General features: G+C 71.4%; 11 protein-coding genes and 1 pseudogene. 5 read left to right on the top strand and 7 right to left on the bottom strand.

Features of this window, described 5'->3' with window-relative positions:
• Positions 1 to 204: 204 nt before the first annotated feature.
• Both ACIRPU_RS35505 and ACIRPU_RS35500 read right to left on the bottom strand, forming a co-directional pair.
• Entirely contained in the window at positions 205 to 2,004 is a 1,800-nt protein-coding gene (locus ACIRPU_RS35505) for a DEDDh family exonuclease (protein WP_403874781.1), read from the bottom strand.
• Between the two features lie 71 nt (positions 2,005 to 2,075).
• On the bottom strand, positions 2,076 to 2,879 hold the full coding sequence (locus ACIRPU_RS35500) for a vWA domain-containing protein (RefSeq protein ID WP_403874779.1): 804 nt from the start codon (positions 2,877 to 2,879) through the stop codon (positions 2,076 to 2,078).
• A gap of 1,176 nt (positions 2,880 to 4,055) precedes the next feature.
• On the opposite strand from ACIRPU_RS35500, the gene ACIRPU_RS35495 reads away from it, so the two are divergent.
• Positions 4,056 to 4,700, top strand: a complete 645-nt coding sequence (locus tag ACIRPU_RS35495) for a hypothetical protein (RefSeq protein ID WP_384118014.1) — start codon at positions 4,056 to 4,058, stop codon at positions 4,698 to 4,700.
• A 122-nt stretch (positions 4,701 to 4,822) separates the two neighbouring features.
• On the opposite strand, the gene ACIRPU_RS35490 is transcribed toward ACIRPU_RS35495, so the two are convergent.
• A complete protein-coding gene (locus tag ACIRPU_RS35490; RefSeq protein ID WP_403874776.1) occupies positions 4,823 to 5,467 on the bottom strand; it encodes a TetR/AcrR family transcriptional regulator in 645 nt (214 codons plus the stop codon).
• Between the two features lie 165 nt (positions 5,468 to 5,632).
• Between ACIRPU_RS35490 and ACIRPU_RS35485 the strand changes: the two genes are divergently transcribed.
• Complete coding sequence (locus tag ACIRPU_RS35485; RefSeq protein ID WP_403874774.1) at positions 5,633 to 6,598, top strand: zinc-binding dehydrogenase; 966 nt, start codon at positions 5,633 to 5,635, stop codon at positions 6,596 to 6,598.
• A 100-nt stretch (positions 6,599 to 6,698) separates the two neighbouring features.
• Here the strand turns inward: ACIRPU_RS35485 and ACIRPU_RS35480 are convergent, their stop codons facing one another.
• From ACIRPU_RS35480 to ACIRPU_RS35470, 3 genes are all read right to left on the bottom strand, one after another.
• Positions 6,699 to 7,703 (bottom strand): ricin-type beta-trefoil lectin domain protein, encoded by a 1,005-nt coding sequence (locus ACIRPU_RS35480; RefSeq protein ID WP_403874773.1) that lies wholly within the window; start codon positions 7,701 to 7,703, stop codon positions 6,699 to 6,701.
• Between the two features lie 403 nt (positions 7,704 to 8,106).
• Complete coding sequence (locus tag ACIRPU_RS35475; RefSeq protein WP_403874771.1) at positions 8,107 to 9,042, bottom strand: pyridoxamine 5'-phosphate oxidase family protein; 936 nt, start codon at positions 9,040 to 9,042, stop codon at positions 8,107 to 8,109.
• Positions 9,039 to 9,677: a hemerythrin domain-containing protein gene (locus ACIRPU_RS35470; protein ID WP_403874769.1), complete on the bottom strand. Its 639-nt coding sequence runs from the start codon at positions 9,675 to 9,677 to the stop codon at positions 9,039 to 9,041. Before ACIRPU_RS35470 ends, ACIRPU_RS35475 begins: the two co-directional genes overlap by 4 nt.
• A 236-nt stretch (positions 9,678 to 9,913) precedes the next feature.
• Between ACIRPU_RS35470 and ACIRPU_RS35465 the strand changes: the two genes are divergently transcribed.
• From ACIRPU_RS35465 to ACIRPU_RS35455, 3 genes are all read left to right on the top strand, one after another.
• On the top strand, positions 9,914 to 13,303 hold the full coding sequence (locus ACIRPU_RS35465; RefSeq protein ID WP_403874767.1) for a BTAD domain-containing putative transcriptional regulator: 3,390 nt from the start codon (positions 9,914 to 9,916) through the stop codon (positions 13,301 to 13,303).
• Between the two features lie 407 nt (positions 13,304 to 13,710).
• Positions 13,711 to 17,679, top strand: coding sequence for a SpoIIE family protein phosphatase (locus tag ACIRPU_RS35460; protein ID WP_403874943.1), 3,969 nt, complete (start codon positions 13,711 to 13,713; stop codon positions 17,677 to 17,679).
• Positions 17,676 to 17,966: an STAS domain-containing protein gene (locus ACIRPU_RS35455; RefSeq protein ID WP_403874765.1), complete on the top strand. Its 291-nt coding sequence runs from the start codon at positions 17,676 to 17,678 to the stop codon at positions 17,964 to 17,966. Before ACIRPU_RS35460 ends, ACIRPU_RS35455 begins: the two co-directional genes overlap by 4 nt.
• A 20-nt stretch (positions 17,967 to 17,986) precedes the next feature.
• On the opposite strand, the pseudogene ACIRPU_RS35450 reads toward ACIRPU_RS35455, so the two are convergent.
• A pseudogene (locus tag ACIRPU_RS35450) lies at positions 17,987 to 18,325 on the bottom strand (alkaline phosphatase family protein); the annotation flags it as partial.

Genomic DNA, 18,325 nt, shown 5'->3' with positions numbered 1-18,325 from the left:
AGCCGCGCGAAGGGGTTCGCCGTATGGCCAGGCGGCCGACCGCCGAGCAGGACCGTTCGTGACATCGGCGCGAGTCGTGGCCCTTCAGCACCACTGGCGGGCCGACGACGTCACCCTCTCCAGACGCCCCCAGCCCCCCGCATCGCCCTGATGGTGCGGTACGGCCCCCGCTGCCACAGGTGCGGTTCCCGCTCGGATGAGGCATCAGCCGGTGAGGTCGACTCCGAAGCCGCGGGCCAGGTCGGCCAGGCGGTGGTCGTATCCCTGGCCGACCGCGCGAACGCGCCATCCCGGGCCGCGCCGGTAGAGCTCGGCGAGCAGCAGCGTGCGCTCGGTGGTCGCGGCGTCCAAGGTGGCCTGGACCACGGCTCGCGCGCCGCTTCCCTGAGCGACGGTGATCTCGATGGCTCCCGCGTCGGCGAACGTGGCGGTTCCGTCGACGGCGGCAGCGATCACGACCTTGCGGACCGCATGCGGAAGGGAGGCAAGGTCCGCCGTGATGGCTTGTTCGCAGGGGCCGTCGGTGGTCAGCCGCACGGTCGCGTCGGGTCGTTCGGGTGCCCCGTAGAAGACGAAGTCCTCGTCGCAGGCGACTTGCTCGTCCTCGTCGAGAGCGAAGGCGACCACGTCGACCTCACAGCCGCTTCGATGGCCCCAGGTCGCGGTCACCGTCCAGGTTCCGGGCCGGCCGTGTGCGGTCGGCAGGTCGATGACGCCGCCGCGAGGAAGGACCTGGACCTGGACATCAATCGGGTCGGCCGGCTCCGCCGCTGGAGCTGCTGTCGGCGGCGACGTGAGCGTGGTGAGCCAGTCGGCGTCGTGCACCGGCAGCCCGCGGGCCGTGATGTGGGGCATGCGGCGGTCCCCGGTCCCGTCGGCCAGGAGGACCACGTCCGTGACACCGGCGGAGAGATTGACTGCGGCTGCTCCGCCCAGCTCCGCGATGCGGGTGCGCAGCGCCGACGCGTGGTCGTGGGGGCCGCCCAGCACCAGGATCCGGCGCCCCGATAGCGGAGCTGTGGAAGCCGGGCGGTCGGTGCGCCGCTGGGCGGGCACGGACGGCGTCGGCGGGGCGGGGTTCGCGTGAGCGGTACCGGGCTGCACGTCGATGAGCAGGCTCAGGAAGGCCTCCTCGGTGATCACGGGCACGCCCGCAGTCCGGGCGGCGAGATACTTGGCGTTGTCGGATGCGGTTTCGTTGCTGACCAGCACACTGGTGTGACGGCTGACCGAGCTCATCACGTTCAGTCCCACCGCGACAGAGCGTGCGATGAGCTCCTCCCGTGCACTGCCGGTGTCACCGGTGAAGGCGACCTTCATGCCCTGCACCAGCGGGGCGCCGGGGGCGAGCCGACCGGGGTTGCGGTGTGCGCAGGGGGTCTTCGGCACCCGAGGCGGATACCCCGAGCCCTGCTTGGGCGGGCACGCCACCAGTGGCAGGGAAAGACCCAGCTCTCCCGCCGCGCGCAGAGAGCCGCGCAGGATGCCTGCAAGCACCCGGGCGTCGTCCAGGGCGTCATGCGCCCGCTGTTGGGGAACTCCGTAGTGGGCGGCCAGCGAGGCCAGCTTCAGATCATCGGTGGGCGGCGCGACCCGCCGGTTCAGCGCGAGCGTGCACATCCGCTGCGAGACCGGGAGCCAGGAACGGGCCCGGGCGAACTCCCGCGCGAGGAATTCGTAGTCGAACTGAGCGTTGTGCGCCACCATGACCCGGCCGTTCAGCAGTGCGGCCAGGTGCTCGGCGACCTGCTCGAACGCCGGTGCGCCACGCAGGCGCTCCGGCGTGAGGCCGTGAATGTGCACCGGACCTGGATCACACCCTGGATCCAGCAGTGTGGAGAACTCCTCCACCAACTCCCCCGCCGTGTCCAGCGTCAGCACCGCCACCGACAGCACCCGGTGCTCATACGGCCTCAGGCCCGACGTCTCCACATCCACGACCGCCCACCCGGTAGCCCCGGACACGGCATTGAACACATCATCGGAGACCGGCACCCCACTCATGCCGGTCAGCATCCCTGGTCTCGCCCCACCGCTCAAATCCTTCGGCCACGGCAGGCCGCATCTGTCGGGGCTCAGCCGGTCCGGGCCCGAGCAGTGGGCGGGGGAATTCGCCTGCTGGGGAGCGACTCGTGCGCCCGGTGCAGGACCTGAGCGGCGCGAGCCGACGACAGCCAGCTGGGGAACTCCTGCAGAAGCCGGTCGTAGAGAAGATCGTCGGGTACGGCGCGCGGATCACGGCCGGCGTGGAAGAAGCCTGCGTTGTCGACGAGGCGATGCCTGGGTACGGCCAGGTCGTCGAGCCTGCGGAGAAAGGCGAACTCGTTGTCCTCCGGGTCGCCGAACCCGATGAACTGCCAGAACAGCGGCAGGCGGGCGGCTTTGCACAGATATCGTTCGGCGGCGAACTTGCTGGTGGGGCCACCATCGGTCTGGAAGACCACCAGGGCTGGGGCGTCGCTGCCGGAATCCGTGTAGTGGTCGATGACCTCGTCCATGGCCCAGTGGTAGTTCGTCCGCCCCATGTGACCGAGGTTCTCGTGCAGCTTGTTGATACGGCCACGATGGCCTCCGAGCCTGAGGTCGGTGGAACCGTCGACATCGGTGGAGAAGAACACCACCGGCACCGTGCCGTCGTCATCGAGGTGAGCCGACAAGGAGAGGACCTGCTCACCAAGATGCTGCATGGTGCCGTCCTTGTAGTAGGGCCGCATCGAACCGGAGCGGTCCAGCACGAGGTAGACAGCAGCACGCACTCCCTCCAGGCCATGCGCGCGCACGCTGGACCCAGCCGACTTGTAGAGGCTCACCAAATCCGGGGCCCGAGCCTGCATCCTGGAGAGACCGATCGCCGGGGCCTCGTTCTCGATCCAGCCCATGGTCACCATCCTTGTATCGCGTATCACCCCCATCCTCTCGGTCGAGACGGTCCTACGAGGCGAAGTTCTCCAACGAGTTCGACCGCTCGGCGGCGAGCCCGACCTCGATGGCAGCACGTCCACCTTCCGCGTCGATGTCAACCAGTGACTGCCCGGCCGATCGAGGTAAGGCGGCGCAAGCGGGAACCGACTTGATCGTTCTTGGGTCAGTGTGAGTGAAGCAGTTCGGTCGCCACGGGGATGCCGGCAAGTCCGCTTGCTCGCCCACCCTGCAGCACGGTCTTCTGGGGAGGCGCGGGGATGCACGACTCGGGGACTGAAAGCAGTTCGCCCGCTTCCGCTCCGGCGGGCGGCTGGTACTTGTCGGCTCCCGCTCTCGCCGCCTTCGGTGTGTATGGCGGCACGATGTGGACCGTTCGGTCGTGGGCGAGTTGCCCGCTCGGGAACGACGCCGGCAACAACATCGGGCTATGGATGTTGATGCCTGTCGTATGGCTCTGCATGACTCTGTTGCTGCTTCTCTTCCAATGCGCCTTGCGGCGGTGGCCCCTTGGGGGCGGGCAGGCAGTCATGTGGTTCGCGCCGCTCGCGATGGGCATCGCACTGACTTTGCTGTACCGATTCGGGATGGGCTGGCCGTACCATCCGCACGGAAGCCAGTGCGTGGAGGGCTACCCACTCTTTCCCTTCACGGGTAAGACGGGCCCGCACTCCGCCGAGTGATGACCGCCCGGCGGCCAAGACCTGAGCGCAGAACTTCTTCGACGGCGCCTGGCCGACCCGCCTCATCTGCGACTGCTGCGGAATGGGGGTCCGGCACGCAGGCGCTCGGACCTGCGGGCACCCCGGGAATACCGCGGCTGTCGGTCCGGGCAGGGTGCTGAGTGGTTCTCTCGTGGGGTTCGGCCGAAGGACCGGGATCTTCTCGAACAACTACGGAACATCCCTGCGGAGTGGCGTTGAAAGCGAGCAGTTCTCACGGACCTAGTAGGTACCGGGATACATTCAGTGGCGCACTCGAGGAGAACCATCCGCTCCGCTTGTCCGTACTATCTCTCCATCAGAGTTCTGCACGGGCACCGTCGCCGCGTGCCCGGCAGACATCAACCCGCCCATACGGCGGGCACGGCAGGTCCGTCAACTGCCGCCTCGCACCGAGGAAAGGTCGTGCGTTTCATGTCCGACAACACTTCCGCCACCGAACTCACCTCGCAGTACACCGCTCAGGTGACCGCCGACCTGGAACGCAACGCCAAGGAGCAGGAACGTGTCGGCGCGGAAATCGCCGCCCTGCAGGAGCAGTTGGCTGCCCTTCAGCGGAATCACACCGTGCTCGTCAGCATCCAGCAGGCCATCGACTCGGCGCCTGCGCCGGCGCCCGACACGGCGACCCGGCCGTCCGACAGCGTCGCGGTGCCCGCGCCGCGCAAGAAGGCCGCCACGTCCGGCACGAGCAAGCGGGCCCAGCCGAAGAAGAACGCCTCCAAGCCCACCCGCCCGGCCGCAAAGGCGTCGAGCCCGAAGCCCGCGGAAAAGACCGAGCCCGCGCAGTCGGCGCAGCCGACACTCGTCGACCTGGTCCGCCGCCACCTCACCGAGCAGAGCGAACCCCGTTCGGCAGCCGAGATCGCCAACGCTCTCGGCCAGGCCCACTCCGAACGTACGATCAAGACCACCGTGGTACGCACCACCCTCGAAGGCCTCGTCGCCAAAGCCCAGGCTCAGCGCTCCAAGCAAGGCTCATCCGTCTTCTACACCGCCGCCGACGCGTCCACGTCCGACGCACAGGTCGAGGAGCAGCCCGCGGCGGCCGGCGCATGACACCCGCCGAGGCGGGTGAGCGGTGAGGGGCAGGCCGCGCGTGCTGCCCACCCGCGGCACCCCTCCGAGGTCGAAAAGGAGGGCGCCCTGACTCGGGGAAGACGCCGTGGTGACGGACGTGCCTACCGCGTGTGGAGCGCGTGCGCGAACGGTAGGCGTGGTGCCGGCGGCAGCGGCGTAGGCGCTCCCATCTCCGGCGCGGCGCGGAACGCCTCGATCACGTAGGCGGCGAAGCGACGCGAGGCAGTGACCCGGGCGGCACGTGGTGTGTCGTGGAGACCCCGGTGGGCCATGAGCATGAGGATCAGGTCGTCGACGACGAAGCCGGGACGGAGTCGGCCGGTCTCCTGGGCACGACGGGCCAGTTCGGCGACCGCGCGCAGAGTCCGTTCTTGGTCGGCGGCGAAGTCCATGGCCTCGGGAAAGGCCGTCATGAACGCGTCGGCGAATCCCCGGCTGTGTGCGTGGAGTTCGCAGATCCGCTCGATCAGGCGTTGGAATCCGCGCCACGGGTCCGTGTCCGCGAGGGCGTCATGGACGGCGGCCAGGCAGGCTCGACGCTGCTCGGCGAAGGTCTCCGCGATCAGGGCCTGCTTCGTCGGGAAGTGCCGGTACAGCGTGGCGGGGCCGACGTCCGCATGCCGGGCGACCTCACGCATGGGCGCACTCAGGCCCTCGTCGCCGAACACCGTGCGGGCGGCGTCCAGGATGCGGGCCCGGTTGTCGCGGGCGTCGCAGCGCACGGTCTGAGGCAATTGGCCGGTCATGGTGTCTCACTTTAGCCAAACGGACGGGGGCGTCCGTTACGGTCCGATGGCGGTGCCGCCCCTTCGTCCCGACACTCGGCCGGCGACGCCTCGACCGTGGGAGCGACTCGACGCACACGGCCGCGGCGACCGTGACCCGACCATGCACTGACCCGAGGAGCAGAGATGAAAGCCGTCGTCATCAGGACGTTCGGAAACCCCGACGGTCTGGAGGTCGTCGACCTGCCCGTGCCCGTTCCTGCCCCGGGTCAGGTGCGGGTCGACACGGAGGCGATCGGTGTGGGCGGTGTGGACGTCGTGATTCGGCGGGGGACGCTCGCCGCCTACGGCTTCCGGGAGGGCCATCTCCTGGGCAGCGAGGTCGCGGGGAGGGTCACCGCAGTGGGAGAGGGGGTGGAGGCCTCGTGGATCGGGCGGCGGGTGTGGGCGTTCACCGGCCTGTCCGGTGGGTATGCCGAACAGGCCGTCGCCTCGGTCGACGATGTCCTTCCGCTGCCCGACGGCCTGACCGGCGCCGACGCGGTGACCCTCGGCGGCTCCGGCGTGGTCGCCCACTTCGCCCTGGACCGGGCCCGTTTCGCGCCGGGCGAGACGGTGCTCGTGCGCGGTGCGGCGGGCAGCATCGGGATCACGGCGGTCCAGCTGGCAGCCAGGGGCGGCGCGGGCGCGGTGGCGGTCACCACCTCGTCGGCGGAGCGTGGCGCCCGCCTCCGGGACCTGGGCGCGACCCATGTCCTCGACCGTCGCGGCGAGGGCGGCGGCTCGGACGCACCGGCGGGCTTCGACGTGGTGATCGATGTCGTGGGAGGCCACCAACTACCCGTGTTCCTCGACAAGTTGAATTCCAACGGCAGGTATGTGGCAGTCGGTGTGGTCGGTGGGCAGCCACCGGCGGACTTCGGTATGCGGCTGATGGACGCCTTCCGCAGGTCCCTGTCGTTCGCCACCTTCAGCTCCGACACCGTGCCCGGCCCCGACAGACAGGCCGTGCGGTCGTCGCAGTTCGCCGATGCCGCGCGCGGGGACCTGCGCACGGTGGTGCACGAGACGTTGCCGCTGGACCAGGCGGTACTGGCCCACCGCGCGATGGACGCGGGCGCGGTGTTCGGCAGGGTTGTACTGGCGCCCTGAGCCGTGCCGGGACGCTTTCGCGGCTCAGGGCGGGCGATGAAGCGGTACCTGCCTGGGGGTAAAGGAGTTCACCGCCAACTTCCGTGTCCGGCGGCGGCCCTCAGCCCTTGCTCCACTTCTGGTTGTCGGCCCCGGTGCAGTCCCATATCTGGAGCCCGGTTCCGTTGGCGGTCCTGGCGTCCGTGACGTCCACGCACTTGTCGGCCTGTTGGTTGACGAGGTCGTGGGCGTCGTTGAGCCGGAACTGCTGGGCAGGCTCGCCGTTGCAGTCCGCGAGCTGGATCTGCGCGCCGTTGTCCGTCGACCCCCAGGCGACGTCCATGCACCTGCCCAGCGCCCGTACGGTGCCGTCCGACGCGAAGGTCCAGCTCATCCGGGCGGCCCCCGCGCAGCCGAGGATGTCCAGGGGCACGCCGTCCTTGGACTCTCCGCCGCTCACGTCGATGCACTTGCCAGAGGCGTGGCTCCGGATCGACACCCCCGAGACGGTGGTGGATCCGCCGGTTCCGGTCGTGGCCTGGCCGGACGAGGACGTTCCGGTGGTCGACGACTTCGTCGTGTCCGTCGACTTCGTCGAGGACGAATCCCCGTCACCGCCCTTATCTCCGACGTCCTCCCCCGCTCCCTCTCCTTCGACACCCTCGTCGCTGGTGTTCCCGGTGGAGTCGACGCTCGTCAGGTGTGACGTGGAGTCGGTCGACGGGGACCCCGAGCCGAACGCGCCCGGGGCGTCACCGGTTCCGTGGCCCCCGAGGTCGCTGTCCGCGGTGGCGCCGGAGGCGGAGCCTCGCTCGCCGCTGTCGTCGCCGAAGGCGTCGACCAGGAAGGGCACGGCGATCAGGATCGCGCCTACGACGGCCGCTCCGGCCACCACACCCTTCTTGGAACGACCCCAAGCGGCCCGAGTGCCGGTGCCCATGCCTGTGCCGGTGTCGGTGTCGGTGTCGGTGTCGGAAGCAGCGTCGGAAGCGGTGGCCGCGGTATGAGCGCCGAGAAGATCGCTCGCGGATACGAGGTCGCGGAGGGGCGGCTCCGACCCGGCATCAAACCGCACCACCGGATCGACCTCGACGATCCGCACGGAGGCCATCCGCGCCTCGGTCATCGCACTGCGCCGGGGTATTCCGGCGCGTCCGGCGAACATGCTCCGCCTGGGCAGGGGCGAGTGTGACCCGGCGGCCGGCGTCTCGGCGGAAGCGTCGGCCTCAGGGGCAGCCCCGGGCTCTGTGGCCGTCCCGAAGTGTGATGAGGCGTGCTCGTCCTGAGCTGCGTCGGCGACGTCGGCCGTACGGTCGCCGGGGTCTGCCGTCATGGCGTCCTTCCGAGGGTGGAGTCGTCGAGGGATTCGAGGGTGCGGTGGGTACCGCGTCGAAGGCGGTCCGACGGACGACGAGCCGGGCCGGGCCGAGCCGGCAGGATGGAGCAGGGATGCCGAACTCGTGCCTGTGTTCGTGCTCGTGCTCGTGCCCGTGTGCGCGCCTGTGTTCGTGTTCGTGCGGACTCGGCAGTCAGGCACCGCGCCGCTGCCGTACCGATGCCGCGATGGCCCTGAACTCGTCCCACTGCACCCGTGGCCGTTGCAGGCCGCGCTGTTCCAGATATCGGCTGGTGGTGCGCTTCGTCCGGCGCAGGAGCCGCACCGCGTCGGTCGGGCGTCCCGAACCCATCGGCTCCACCACCTTGGTGGGTGTCAGCAGCCAGCCGTCGCCGTTCGTCCGCAGCTCGCCGCGGACGAGCGCGTTGTCCATGTGGTTGAGGCGGTCGTCGTGCCGGTGCACCAGCAGGGACGCGGGACCTGGCGTGGCGGCGCAGTCGGCCGGTACCTCCAGCGCGAACCCGTCGTCCGTCGGAACCGGCCGGGTCCGGGCGAGGACGGGCGCACCGAAGGAGTCGCGGGCGGCCAGGACCGCGCTCGGAAAGCGGGCCAGCCGGTCGGCTCCCGGCAGCGGGTTCCGCGCGCGCGGGCCGGGGAGCTCGGGCAGGGGAAGCAGCGGCAGCGGTGGCCGTTCGATCACCTGCTCGGGGGTCACGGTGATCAGCAGTCGCAGGTAGTACCAGTCCATCAGTCGCCGCATCGGAGCAGCGACGTACGAGCGGCTGTGCGGCTGCCGTTCGAAGAGCATCCGCCAGTAGTCCTCGGCGCCCTGAGGTCCCGTCATGATCTCGTCGGGACAGTCGGCCCGTCCGGCGACGAAGATCTGCGGCGCGTGATCGAGGCCGCTGCCGGTGGGATCGGAGAAGAGCAGGGCGACGCGTCCGTCCCGGCGTACGTTCAGGGCCTTCTGCGCGAAGGCCAGGGACGTGGTCAGCAGAAGTGTCCCGTCCTCGCGGCGCCGCACGGCCGTGGGCCAGGCCAGCGGTGTGCCGTCCCGGCCGAGCGTGACGAACTCGCAGGTGCGGTAGGCGTCGAGGACGCCGGGAGGGGCGGAGTCGAGTACGGTCACCGTCCTGCTCCCCCGTCCAGGGGGGCGCGCATGGCGCGGCAGGCGGTGGCGTACCGGCGCCGCCCGACGGCCTTCCACAGCAGGCGACCGACCAGCGGGGCCCTGCCGAGGAAGTAGGCGCGCTCCGGTGGTGTGGCCTCCTCGAGGATCGCGCCGAGGGCGAGCAGGAGCTTGTCCTTGGGAATCCGCTCCAGTCCGCGCCGTCCGACCAGGTCCCATTCGGCGACGGTCAGGTGCTCGGCGATCAGCGGGAGAACCAGCCGCTCCTCGTCGTCGAGGTGTTCGAGCAGCGCGGTGCGGTGCTCGTCCAGGGCCAGCGCCAGTTCCTCACCGGCGATGTGGTCGGCCGCCTGCTCCCATGCGGGTATCCACTCGGTGACGGCCACCAGGCTCTCGTCGATCCGCCGGTGCTGCTCCTCCATGCGGCCGACGAGTTCGTCGTCCACGGCGCGGTCACGCAGCAGCGGCCAGACGAGCTCGTCCTCGAGGGAATGGTGGCTGTGCAGACCCGCGAGGTATTCGCGCAGGTGCTGCGCCACCTTCGTCGCGCGTGCCGTCCCGCCGTCGGGCACGGCGCGCACGAGCCGGGGAAGAAGCGCGGACTCGCGGCGGAAGATCCGGTGGACCACGATCATCTCGTGGGTGTACGGGCGCCCTGCCGTGGGAAGTTCGTCAAGGGACGCGTCAATGGTGCTGTCGGGGGACACGCTTGCTGGCTCCAGCGATCAGGTATCGGCAACAGCCTCCTAGGGTTCCGCCTCCTTCTTGGTGCCCTCTTGGCGTCTGCTTGGCGCGCCACCCGGGGCTGGTGAGCATCGCGTTTATCGTCTGTTGACGGGCCGGATCGGCAACTCGGGTAGATTCGCGCGCCGTGCTACGCATTCGAGTCCTGGGTTCGCTGGACGCCGATGTCGGGGGTGGGCCGGTCGAACTGGGTGCTCCGCGGCAGCGGGCTGTCCTGTCGCTGCTGATCGCTGCCCGCGGCAGCGTCGTGCCGGTCGACCGGATGGTTGAGGAGCTGTGGCGGGGAGCGCCGCCGGCGAAGGCCACGGTGTCTCTGCACGCCTATGTGTCGAACCTGCGCCGATCGCTGGAGCCGGGGCGGCCCGCGCGTGCCCCGGCGACCGTGCTGGTGACCGCTCCCCCGGGGTACGCGCTGCGGCTGCCCCGGCACGCCGTGGACGCCTGGCGGTTCGAGGACCGGGTGGACCGTGCCCGTCGCGCCCCGGCCGAGGAGGCCCGAGGGCTGCTCGACGAGGCGCTCGGATGGTGGCAGGGGCCGGCCTTCGCGGAGCACGCGGACGAGGGGTGGGCGGTGTCGGAGGTGGCCCGCCTGACCGAGTTGCGTACCGAGGCCCGCGAACTCGCCGTCGCGGCCGATCTCCGTACCGGGCGGGTGTCCGAGGCGGCCCTGGCGGCCGAGCTCCTCGTCAGGGAGAGCCCGTTGCGGGAGGAGGGATGGCGGCTGCTCACCCTCGCCCACTGGGCCTGTGGTCGGCAGGCCGACGCGTTGTCCTCGCTGCGCCGGGCCGCGAGGGCGCTGCGTGAGGAGCTCGGCTGCGATCTGGGTCCGATGCTGGTGGAGCTGGAGGACGCCGTGCTCGCCCAGCGGCTCGACGTGCTGCGCGCGTCCGTGTCCGGGCCCCTTCGCGCTCTTCCCGCGCCCGCGCTCGCCCCCGCGCCGCCGGCCTTGACCGAGCCGGACCTCGCCGTCGCCGAACCGCCACGCCCCGGGACGGACCTGTTCGTCGGCAGGAGCGGTGAGCTGCGCGCCGTGGACGCCGCCGCGCGGGCCGCTCGGCGAGGTGGCGGCGTGGTGCTGGTCACCGGCGAGGCCGGGGCGGGGAAGTCCGCCCTGCTCGGCCGGATCGAGGGCCGACTGCGGTCCTGCGGCTGGCGGGTGGTGCTCGGGCACTGCCCGGAGTACGAGGGTGCGCCGCCCGCCTGGGCATGGGTGGAGGCGCTCGGCATGCTCGCCCGCGATCTGCCGCCGGCGCGGCCCGGGGAACTGGCGGCTCTGCTGCGCAAGCCGGAGAGTGTGGCCGCCACGAGCCCGGACGAGGCGACCGCGGGACGCTTCCGCATGCACCGCGCGCTCGCCGCCTGGCTGCGCGCCGCAGCCGCCGAGTCGCCGCTGGCCGTCGTCCTGGAGGATCTGCACCGCGCCGACAGTGAGACGCTCGCCCTGCTCGAAGCGGCGGCCGCGGTCACCGACGTGCCGCTGCTCACCGTCGCCAGCTACCGGCCGGCCGAGGTGGGTGAGCACCTGGTCAAGACGCTCGCCCACCTTGCCCCCGGTGCCCCGCACAGGATCGCGCTGCGCGGCCTGTCGCCGCGGGACGTCGCCACCATGGTCGACACCGTCTGCGGCGAATCCGTGGACGCGGCGACGGTGACGGCGCTCGCCGAACGTACCGGCGGCAACCCGTTCTACGTCCTGGAGAGCGCACGTCTGCTGGCGAGCGAGGGCGCCCTCGTCGCGGTCTCCGAAGTCCCGCAGGGCGTCCGCGACGTCCTGCGAAGACGTCTGGCCCTGCTGCCCGCAGCGGCCCGGTCCGCTGTGCAACTGACCGCCGCCGTGGGGCTGGAGGCCGATGTGGCCCTCCTGCTCGACGCGGCCGACACGGCCGAGGACGAGATGTTGGAGGGGCTCGACGCCGCCCTGGCCGCGGATCTGCTGACCGCGCCCGGACCCGGCCGCGTCCGCTTCGTGCACGCCCTGGTCCGCGACACCGTGTACACCGACCTGTCCGGCGTACGGCGTTCACGCCTGCACGCGCGCATCGCCCAGGTGCTGCGCCGCCATCGCCCCGACGACTTCGCCGCCCTGGCGCACCATTTCACGCATGCGGGCAGCCCGGCGGACGCGCCCCTGGCCGTCCGCTACGCGCTGCGGGCGGCCGAGGTCGCCGAGCGGCGCTACGCCCATGACATCGCCGTAGGGCTGATCCAGCAGGCGATCGAGGTGCAGGCCACCGTCTCGGGTGGCCTCGACGCGCAACCCGACCGCGCCGTCGGCCTGTTGGTGCGGCTGCTCGGCGCGCAGGTCCGGGCAGGATCGACGGACGCGGCCCGGCGCACCCGGCAGCGGGCGGTGGAACTGGCCGAGCAGGCCGACCGGGGCGATCTGGTCGCGGCGGTCTTCGGGGCCTGGATCGAACCCTCCCCGTGGCACAGCAGGCTGGGAGGCTCCTACGACCCCGCGCTGCTGGCCCGTCTCGAGGAGCTGGCATCCGATCCGGGCCTGGACGATCCCGCCCGTGCGGGGGTGCTCCAGGCTCTCGTCGACGCGGTGGCGGCCGAGGACCCGGCCCGGGCCCTGGAGGCGGCGCGCACGCAGCTACGGCTGGCCCGCGCGAACGGCGAACCGCGGCTGCTGGCCGCCGCTTTGATGACGTCGGCCAAACTGCTTCCGCACGAGGCACGGGACGACGCACGGACCCCGCTGGTCGCCGAGCTGCGCGAGCTCGCCCGCGCGCACGACCTGCCCGCCTACCGCTGGGTCTGTCAGAACCTGGACGCCATGACGGCCGCCGCCCTCAACGATCCGGCCGCGGTACGCCGGCACAACGCGCAGGGCCTGGTGCTCGCGCACCGCTACCGGATGGTGTGGGCGCAGGGCATCAACGCCGCGACCTCGGCCATGCTGGCGAGTGTCGCGGGCCGTTTCGAGGAGGCGGAGTCCTGGTACGCCGAGGCCGACGTCCTGTTGCAGCGTGTGGGGGCACACCATGCCCAGGGCCTGCGCACGCTGGGACTGACCACCATCCGGCTCGCCCAGGGCCGTACGGCCGAGATCGAGCCGGTGATGCGCGGCGTGTACGACGCCGTCGGCGCCCCCGTCGGAGTGGCGCTCTCGCTCGTCCTGGCCCGCCTCGGCAGGCTCGACGAGGCGCGCGCCGTGAGCTTCCCCGCGGAACCCGTCACCGACCACCTCTACGGCGTGGAGCTCGACTTCCGTTCCCAGCTCGCCGTCCTCCACCACGACCAGGACACCGCCTCCGTGCTGATCGAGCATCTGCTGCCCCTCCGGCGTCAACTGGCCGGCGCGGCCGGCGCGGTCTACGCGACCCGTCCGCTCGCCCACGCCCTGGCCGACCTGTACCGGCTCCTCGACGAGGAACAGGCCGCGGCCGAGAACTACGTCCTGGCCGAACGCACCGCCGTCGCGTGGGACTCGCCCCATCTCGCCGAAAGTGCCCGCCAGGCCGCCGCGGAGCTGGCCGCGACGCGAGCGCGTCGGCGTACCTTCGCCACGTAGGCCGCTCCCGGCCATGGCGCACCGGCCGCGGAGCGAACGGACCCGGACCGGAAACCGCGATGCATCCGGATCCGCCGACCTGGCGGAATAGATTTGTCGCCGTCCGAGGGGGACAAACGCTCGATACGGGCAAAGAGGATCAGCGGGGGAAGCCGGCACGACGTCGGTACGGGTCACGTGCGGCCGGCGAATCGATCACGACGAGAAGCGGGTATCCGGTGGCGTACGCGGAGAGCGGTGTGAATGATCCGAGCAGAGCCGACTGGGCCGAGGCCTTCGCCGCCGATCCCGACATCGGCGGCGACCTCGCCACCGTCGACTGGGCGTCCACCTCGCTCGGGCCGCCGGCCGACTGGTCCCAGAGCCTGCTGACGGCGGTACGCATCCTGCTGTCGTCGCGCTTCTCCATGTGGCTGGCCTGGGGCCCTGACCTCACGTTCTTCTGCAATGCCGCCTATCGCCGCAACACTCTGGGGCGCAAGTACCCGTGGGCCCTGGGGCGTCCGGCCCACGAGGTCTGGTCGGAGATCTGGTCCGACGTCGGCCCTCGTATCGACCACGTCCTCGCCTCGGGCGAAGCGACGTGGGACGAGGCGCTGTTGCTGTTCCTGGAACGGTCCGGATATCGGGAGGAGACCTACCACACGTTCTCCTACAGCCCGCTGCGAGACGACGCCGGCGCCGTGGTGGGCATGCTGTGCGTCGTCAGCGAGGAGACCCAACGCGTCGTGGGCGCGCGCCGGATGGCGACTCTGCGCGATCTGGGCTCCGACCCGAGTGTCGTGCGCACGGAGACGGAGACGCTCGCCTTCCTCGGCCGTCAGCTCGAACGCAACCTCGCGGACCTGCCGTTCACCCTCACCTACCTCCTGCACGAGGACGGCGCACGTCTGGCCTGCACGACGGGATGGCCGGCGGGCCGTCCGGCGGCTCCGGAACTGCTGTCGCCGAAGGACTCGGGCCCGTGGCCGGTGGCGGCCCTCGCGGACGGCGCGTCCGTGTGCGTGGGGCTGGACGCCGACGTCATCGGCGACCTGCCCGCCGGCGCCTGGGCGCAGCCCCCCGAACAGGCCCTGGTCGTACCGCTGGTGCAACCGGGCGGCGCGCCCTACGGCTTCCTCGTCGCCGCGCTGAACAGATACCGTGCCCTCGACGAGGAGCACCGCGGGTTCGTCGAGCTCGTCGCCGGATACCTCGCCGCGGGGATCGCCTCCGCCCGCAGCTACCGCGCCCAGCAGCGGCGAGCGGAGGAACTGGCCGAACTCGACCGTGCCAAGACCACGTTCTTCTCCAACATCAGCCACGAGTTCCGCACCCCCCTCGCGCTGATCTCCGGGCCGGTCGAGGAGCTGCACAGGCACCTCGCGGACTCCGACGTCCAGGTCCGCCAGGAACTGGAGATGATCCGGCGCAACGCGCTGCGCCTGGGGAAGCTGGTCAACACCCTCCTGGACTTCTCGCGCATCGAAGCGGGCCGTGTCCAGGCGTGCTACGAGCCGGTGGATCTGGCCGCGCTGACCGCCGAACTCACCAGCGTCTTCCGGTCCGCCGTCGACAGGGCCGGCCTCGACCTCGTCGTCGACTGCCCCACGCTCGACCGGCCGGTCCACGTCGACCGGGACATGTGGGAGAAGGTGATGCTGAACCTGCTGAGCAACGCGCTCAAGTTCACCTTCGACGGCTCCCTGGGCGTCACGGTGCGTGAGGAGGACGACCGGGCGGTGGTGACGGTCTCCGACACCGGCGTCGGCATCGCGGCGGACGAGATGCCGCACCTGTTCGAACGCTTCCACCGCATCAGCGGCGTCCGCGCCCGCTCCCACGAGGGCAGCGGCATCGGCCTGGCCCTCGTCCGGGAACTGGTCCTGCTGCACGGCGGCACCATCACGGCGGACAGCGCCCCGAACCGGGGTACGCGTTTCACCGTGCGGCTGCCGTTCGGGTCCGCGCACCTGCCCGCGGACGCCGTCCACGAGTCGTCCCGGACCCGGCCCGCGTCGGCCGCCGCCGTCCCCTACGTGCAGGAAGCCCTGCGCTGGCTTCCCGCCGACAGCGGCACGGCGGTGCGGGACAAGGCCGTGCACGACACCTCGTCCCCTTCCGCCGTGGCCGGATCGGCCGTACGCGCACGCGTCCTGGTCGCCGACGACAACGCCGACATGCGCGAGTACCTGGTCCGCATCCTCACCGAGGCCGGCTACCGGGCCCATGCCGTGAGCGACGGCCTGGCGGCCCTGTCCGCCGCCCGCGCCGAGGCTCCGGACCTGATGGTCAGCGATGTGATGATGCCGCTGATGGACGGCCTCACCCTGGTCGGCGCCCTGCGTTCGGACACCCGGACCGCTTCGGTCCCCGTACTGCTGCTCTCCGCCCGCGCGGGCCAGGAGGCATCCATCGAGGGACTGTCGGCGGGCGCGGACGACTACCTCGTCAAACCCTTCGCCGCCGCCGAACTGCTGGCCCGGGTACGGGCCAACGTGGAACTGGCACGCCTGCGCACCCACCACGTGCGGTGGCGCGCCGCGCTCGTGGACTCGCTCCAGGAAGCCCTGCTCGTGATGGACGACACCGGCACCGTCCTCGAGATCAACGCCGCGTTCGCCACCATGCTCGGCCACGGCCCCGACGGGTTGCCGTACGCGCCGGCCCACCCCTGGTGGCCGGATGCCACGAGCGACCCCGCGGCCCACCGGACGGTGGCCGACGCCTTCGGCCGCCTGCTCACCCGGGGACACGGCAACCACACGCTTCCCCTCACCCATCGGGACGGGCACCGGTTGTACGTCAGAGCCGCCTTCAACGACGCCCGCGATCCCGACAGCGGGCGTCGGATGATCGTGGGAACGTTCCGCGACGTCACGGCCGAACGCCATGCCATCCAACGCGAGAGCGCCCTCGCCTCGCTCAGCACCCGCCTCGCCGAGACCGCGGGCCTCCACCAGGCGCTCACCGCGGCTCTGGACCGGCTCCGGGAACTGTGGCACGCCGACCACGTGCTATCGGCGGTCTTCGCCGCGGACGGCCGCCCGGACCTCACCGCCACCCGCCCGCTGACCTGGCAGGACATCCCGGCCGAGCGCCAGCGGGCCATCAGCGAGCTGCAGCACCACCCCCTGCTCACCCCGGTCGTCGACGAGACCGGGGCGGGGATCCTCCTCGAACACCCCGAGGGCCCCATGGCGTTGTGGATCGCCCTGGAGCCCGCCCGCCGCTTCAGCCGCGAGGACGAACTGCTGCTGGCGCTGCTCGGCGGCCACCTGGCCCAGGCACTCACCCGTGCCCACCAGATCGATCAGCAGCGCGAGACCGCTCTCGCCCTCCAACGCGCCATCCTCGGCCCCTCCCGACTGCCCGAGGGCTTCGCCGCGCGCTACGAGCCCGCCACCCCGCCGCTGGAGATCGGCGGCGACTGGTACGACGTCATCGCCCTGCCGGACGACCGGATCGGCATCGTGGTCGGCGACTGCGTCGGACGCGGGCTGCAGGCAGCCACCGTGATGGGCCAGCTGCGCAGTGCCTGCCGTGCCCTGTTCCTCCAGGACCTCGGACCCGCCAGCACGCTCATGGCTCTCGACCACTTCGCCAAAGGCATCCCCGGCGCCCTGTGCACGACCGTCTTCTGCGGCGTCCTAGATCCGCGAACGGGAAGCCTGACCTACTCGAGCGCCGGCCACCCGCCGGGCGTGCTCGCTCTCCCGGACGGCGGCACCCGCCTGCTCGAAAGCGGACACGCGCTCCCGCTGGGCGTTCGCCCCTCCCACGATCGCCCCGAGCACGTCTGCCCGCTCCCCGCCCGCTCCTCGCTCCTGGTCTACACCGACGGCCTCGTCGAACGCCGACGGCAGTCACTGGACGTGGGTATCGCCCGGGCCGGCGAGGTGTTGCGGGACGGCCGCGACCTCGCAGCCCGTGAGCTGGCCGACCTCCTCATGTCCGAGCTGGTCCCCACCGGCGGCTACGACGACGACGTCGCCCTCCTTGTCTACCGGCATCCGGGCCCGCTGCGATTCGCCTTTCCCGCGGAGTCCGGCCGGCTCGCCGTCGCGCGTCACGCCCTGCGCGAGTGGCTCGCCCGCTGCGACCTGCCCCGGCGCACCGCGCAGGACGTGCTGATCGCCGCCGGTGAGGCCTGTGCCAACGCCGTGGAACACGGCCACCGTGCCTCCCCCGACGGCATCATCCGCCTGCACGCCGAGGCGTCCTCCGACACCGTTCGGGTGATCGTGGCGGACAGCGGGGTCTGGATCCCCGGCGATCCGGCCGGCACGCCCCACCGCGGCCGGGGGATCAGCATCATGAAGGCTCTGTCGAGCCATGTGACCATCACTCCCGGCCCCCTGGGCACCACCGTCGAGATGCACACGAGGATCCTGTGACGCACACCCAGTTGACTCTCACGCACGGCAGAGCCTCCGACAGCGGCGCCCTGCTGACCGTCGCAGGCGAGATCGACATGAGCAACAGCGGCACGCTCGCCGACGCCATCGACCACGTGCAGGGGCCGGTCGTCGTCGACCTGACGGAGGTGGATTACCTCGACAGCGCGGGTCTCAACGTCCTGTTCGCCCGTGCCGACCGCATCGAACTCATCACCGGCCCGCTGCTCGAACGGGTCCTGACGGTGTCCGGCCTCACCCGTCTCGTCACGGTCCGCTCGGCGTGAGCGGCCCCGGGTTCGCGCTGTCAGGCGATGCCCGCCAGCCGCAGCAGCAACGCCTTGACCTCCGTGGCGGCGACAGGGCCGGCGACCTCACCGGGGCGTGAGCACAGCAGGACGGGCCCGTCCTCGGCACGCTGCGGAAGCCTGCCGTGACTGCCGCGCACCGGGGAGGGGTCCAGCGGCACCACCGCCATGCGGTAGCGCAGGCCGAGCTTCTTGCGGGCCAGCGCACCGGCAGCCTTGACCTTCACATACGGGTCGAGCGGGTCCATGAACAGCTCGGCCGGGTCGTATCCGGGTTTGCGGTGGATCTCCACCAGCTGTGCGAAGTCGGGCGCGCGGGCGTCGTCGAGCCAGTAGTA

The sequence above is a fragment of the Streptomyces sp. NPDC102259 genome, assembly GCF_044766465.1.
GTDB lineage: Bacteria > Actinomycetota > Actinomycetes > Streptomycetales > Streptomycetaceae > Streptomyces.
The sequence above is the reverse complement of the archived record's forward strand: the minus strand, read 5'-3'. Positions and strand labels throughout refer to the sequence as shown.

Coding starts and splice junctions, on each gene's coding strand:
- ACIRPU_RS35505 (WP_403874781.1), bottom strand. CDS start 2,004: ATGAGTGGGGTGCCGGTCTCCGATGATGTGTTCAATGCCGTGTCCGGG.
- ACIRPU_RS35500 (WP_403874779.1), bottom strand. CDS start 2,879: ATGGGCTGGATCGAGAACGAGGCCCCGGCGATCGGTCTCTCCAGGATG.
- ACIRPU_RS35495 (WP_384118014.1), top strand. CDS start 4,056: ATGTCCGACAACACTTCCGCCACCGAACTCACCTCGCAGTACACCGCT.
- ACIRPU_RS35490 (WP_403874776.1), bottom strand. CDS start 5,467: ATGACCGGCCAATTGCCTCAGACCGTGCGCTGCGACGCCCGCGACAAC.
- ACIRPU_RS35485 (WP_403874774.1), top strand. CDS start 5,633: ATGAAAGCCGTCGTCATCAGGACGTTCGGAAACCCCGACGGTCTGGAG.
- ACIRPU_RS35480 (WP_403874773.1), bottom strand. CDS start 7,703: ATGACCGAGGCGCGGATGGCCTCCGTGCGGATCGTCGAGGTCGATCCG.
- ACIRPU_RS35470 (WP_403874769.1), bottom strand. CDS start 9,677: ATGATCGTGGTCCACCGGATCTTCCGCCGCGAGTCCGCGCTTCTTCCC.
- ACIRPU_RS35460 (WP_403874943.1), top strand. CDS start 13,711: ATGTGGCTGGCCTGGGGCCCTGACCTCACGTTCTTCTGCAATGCCGCC.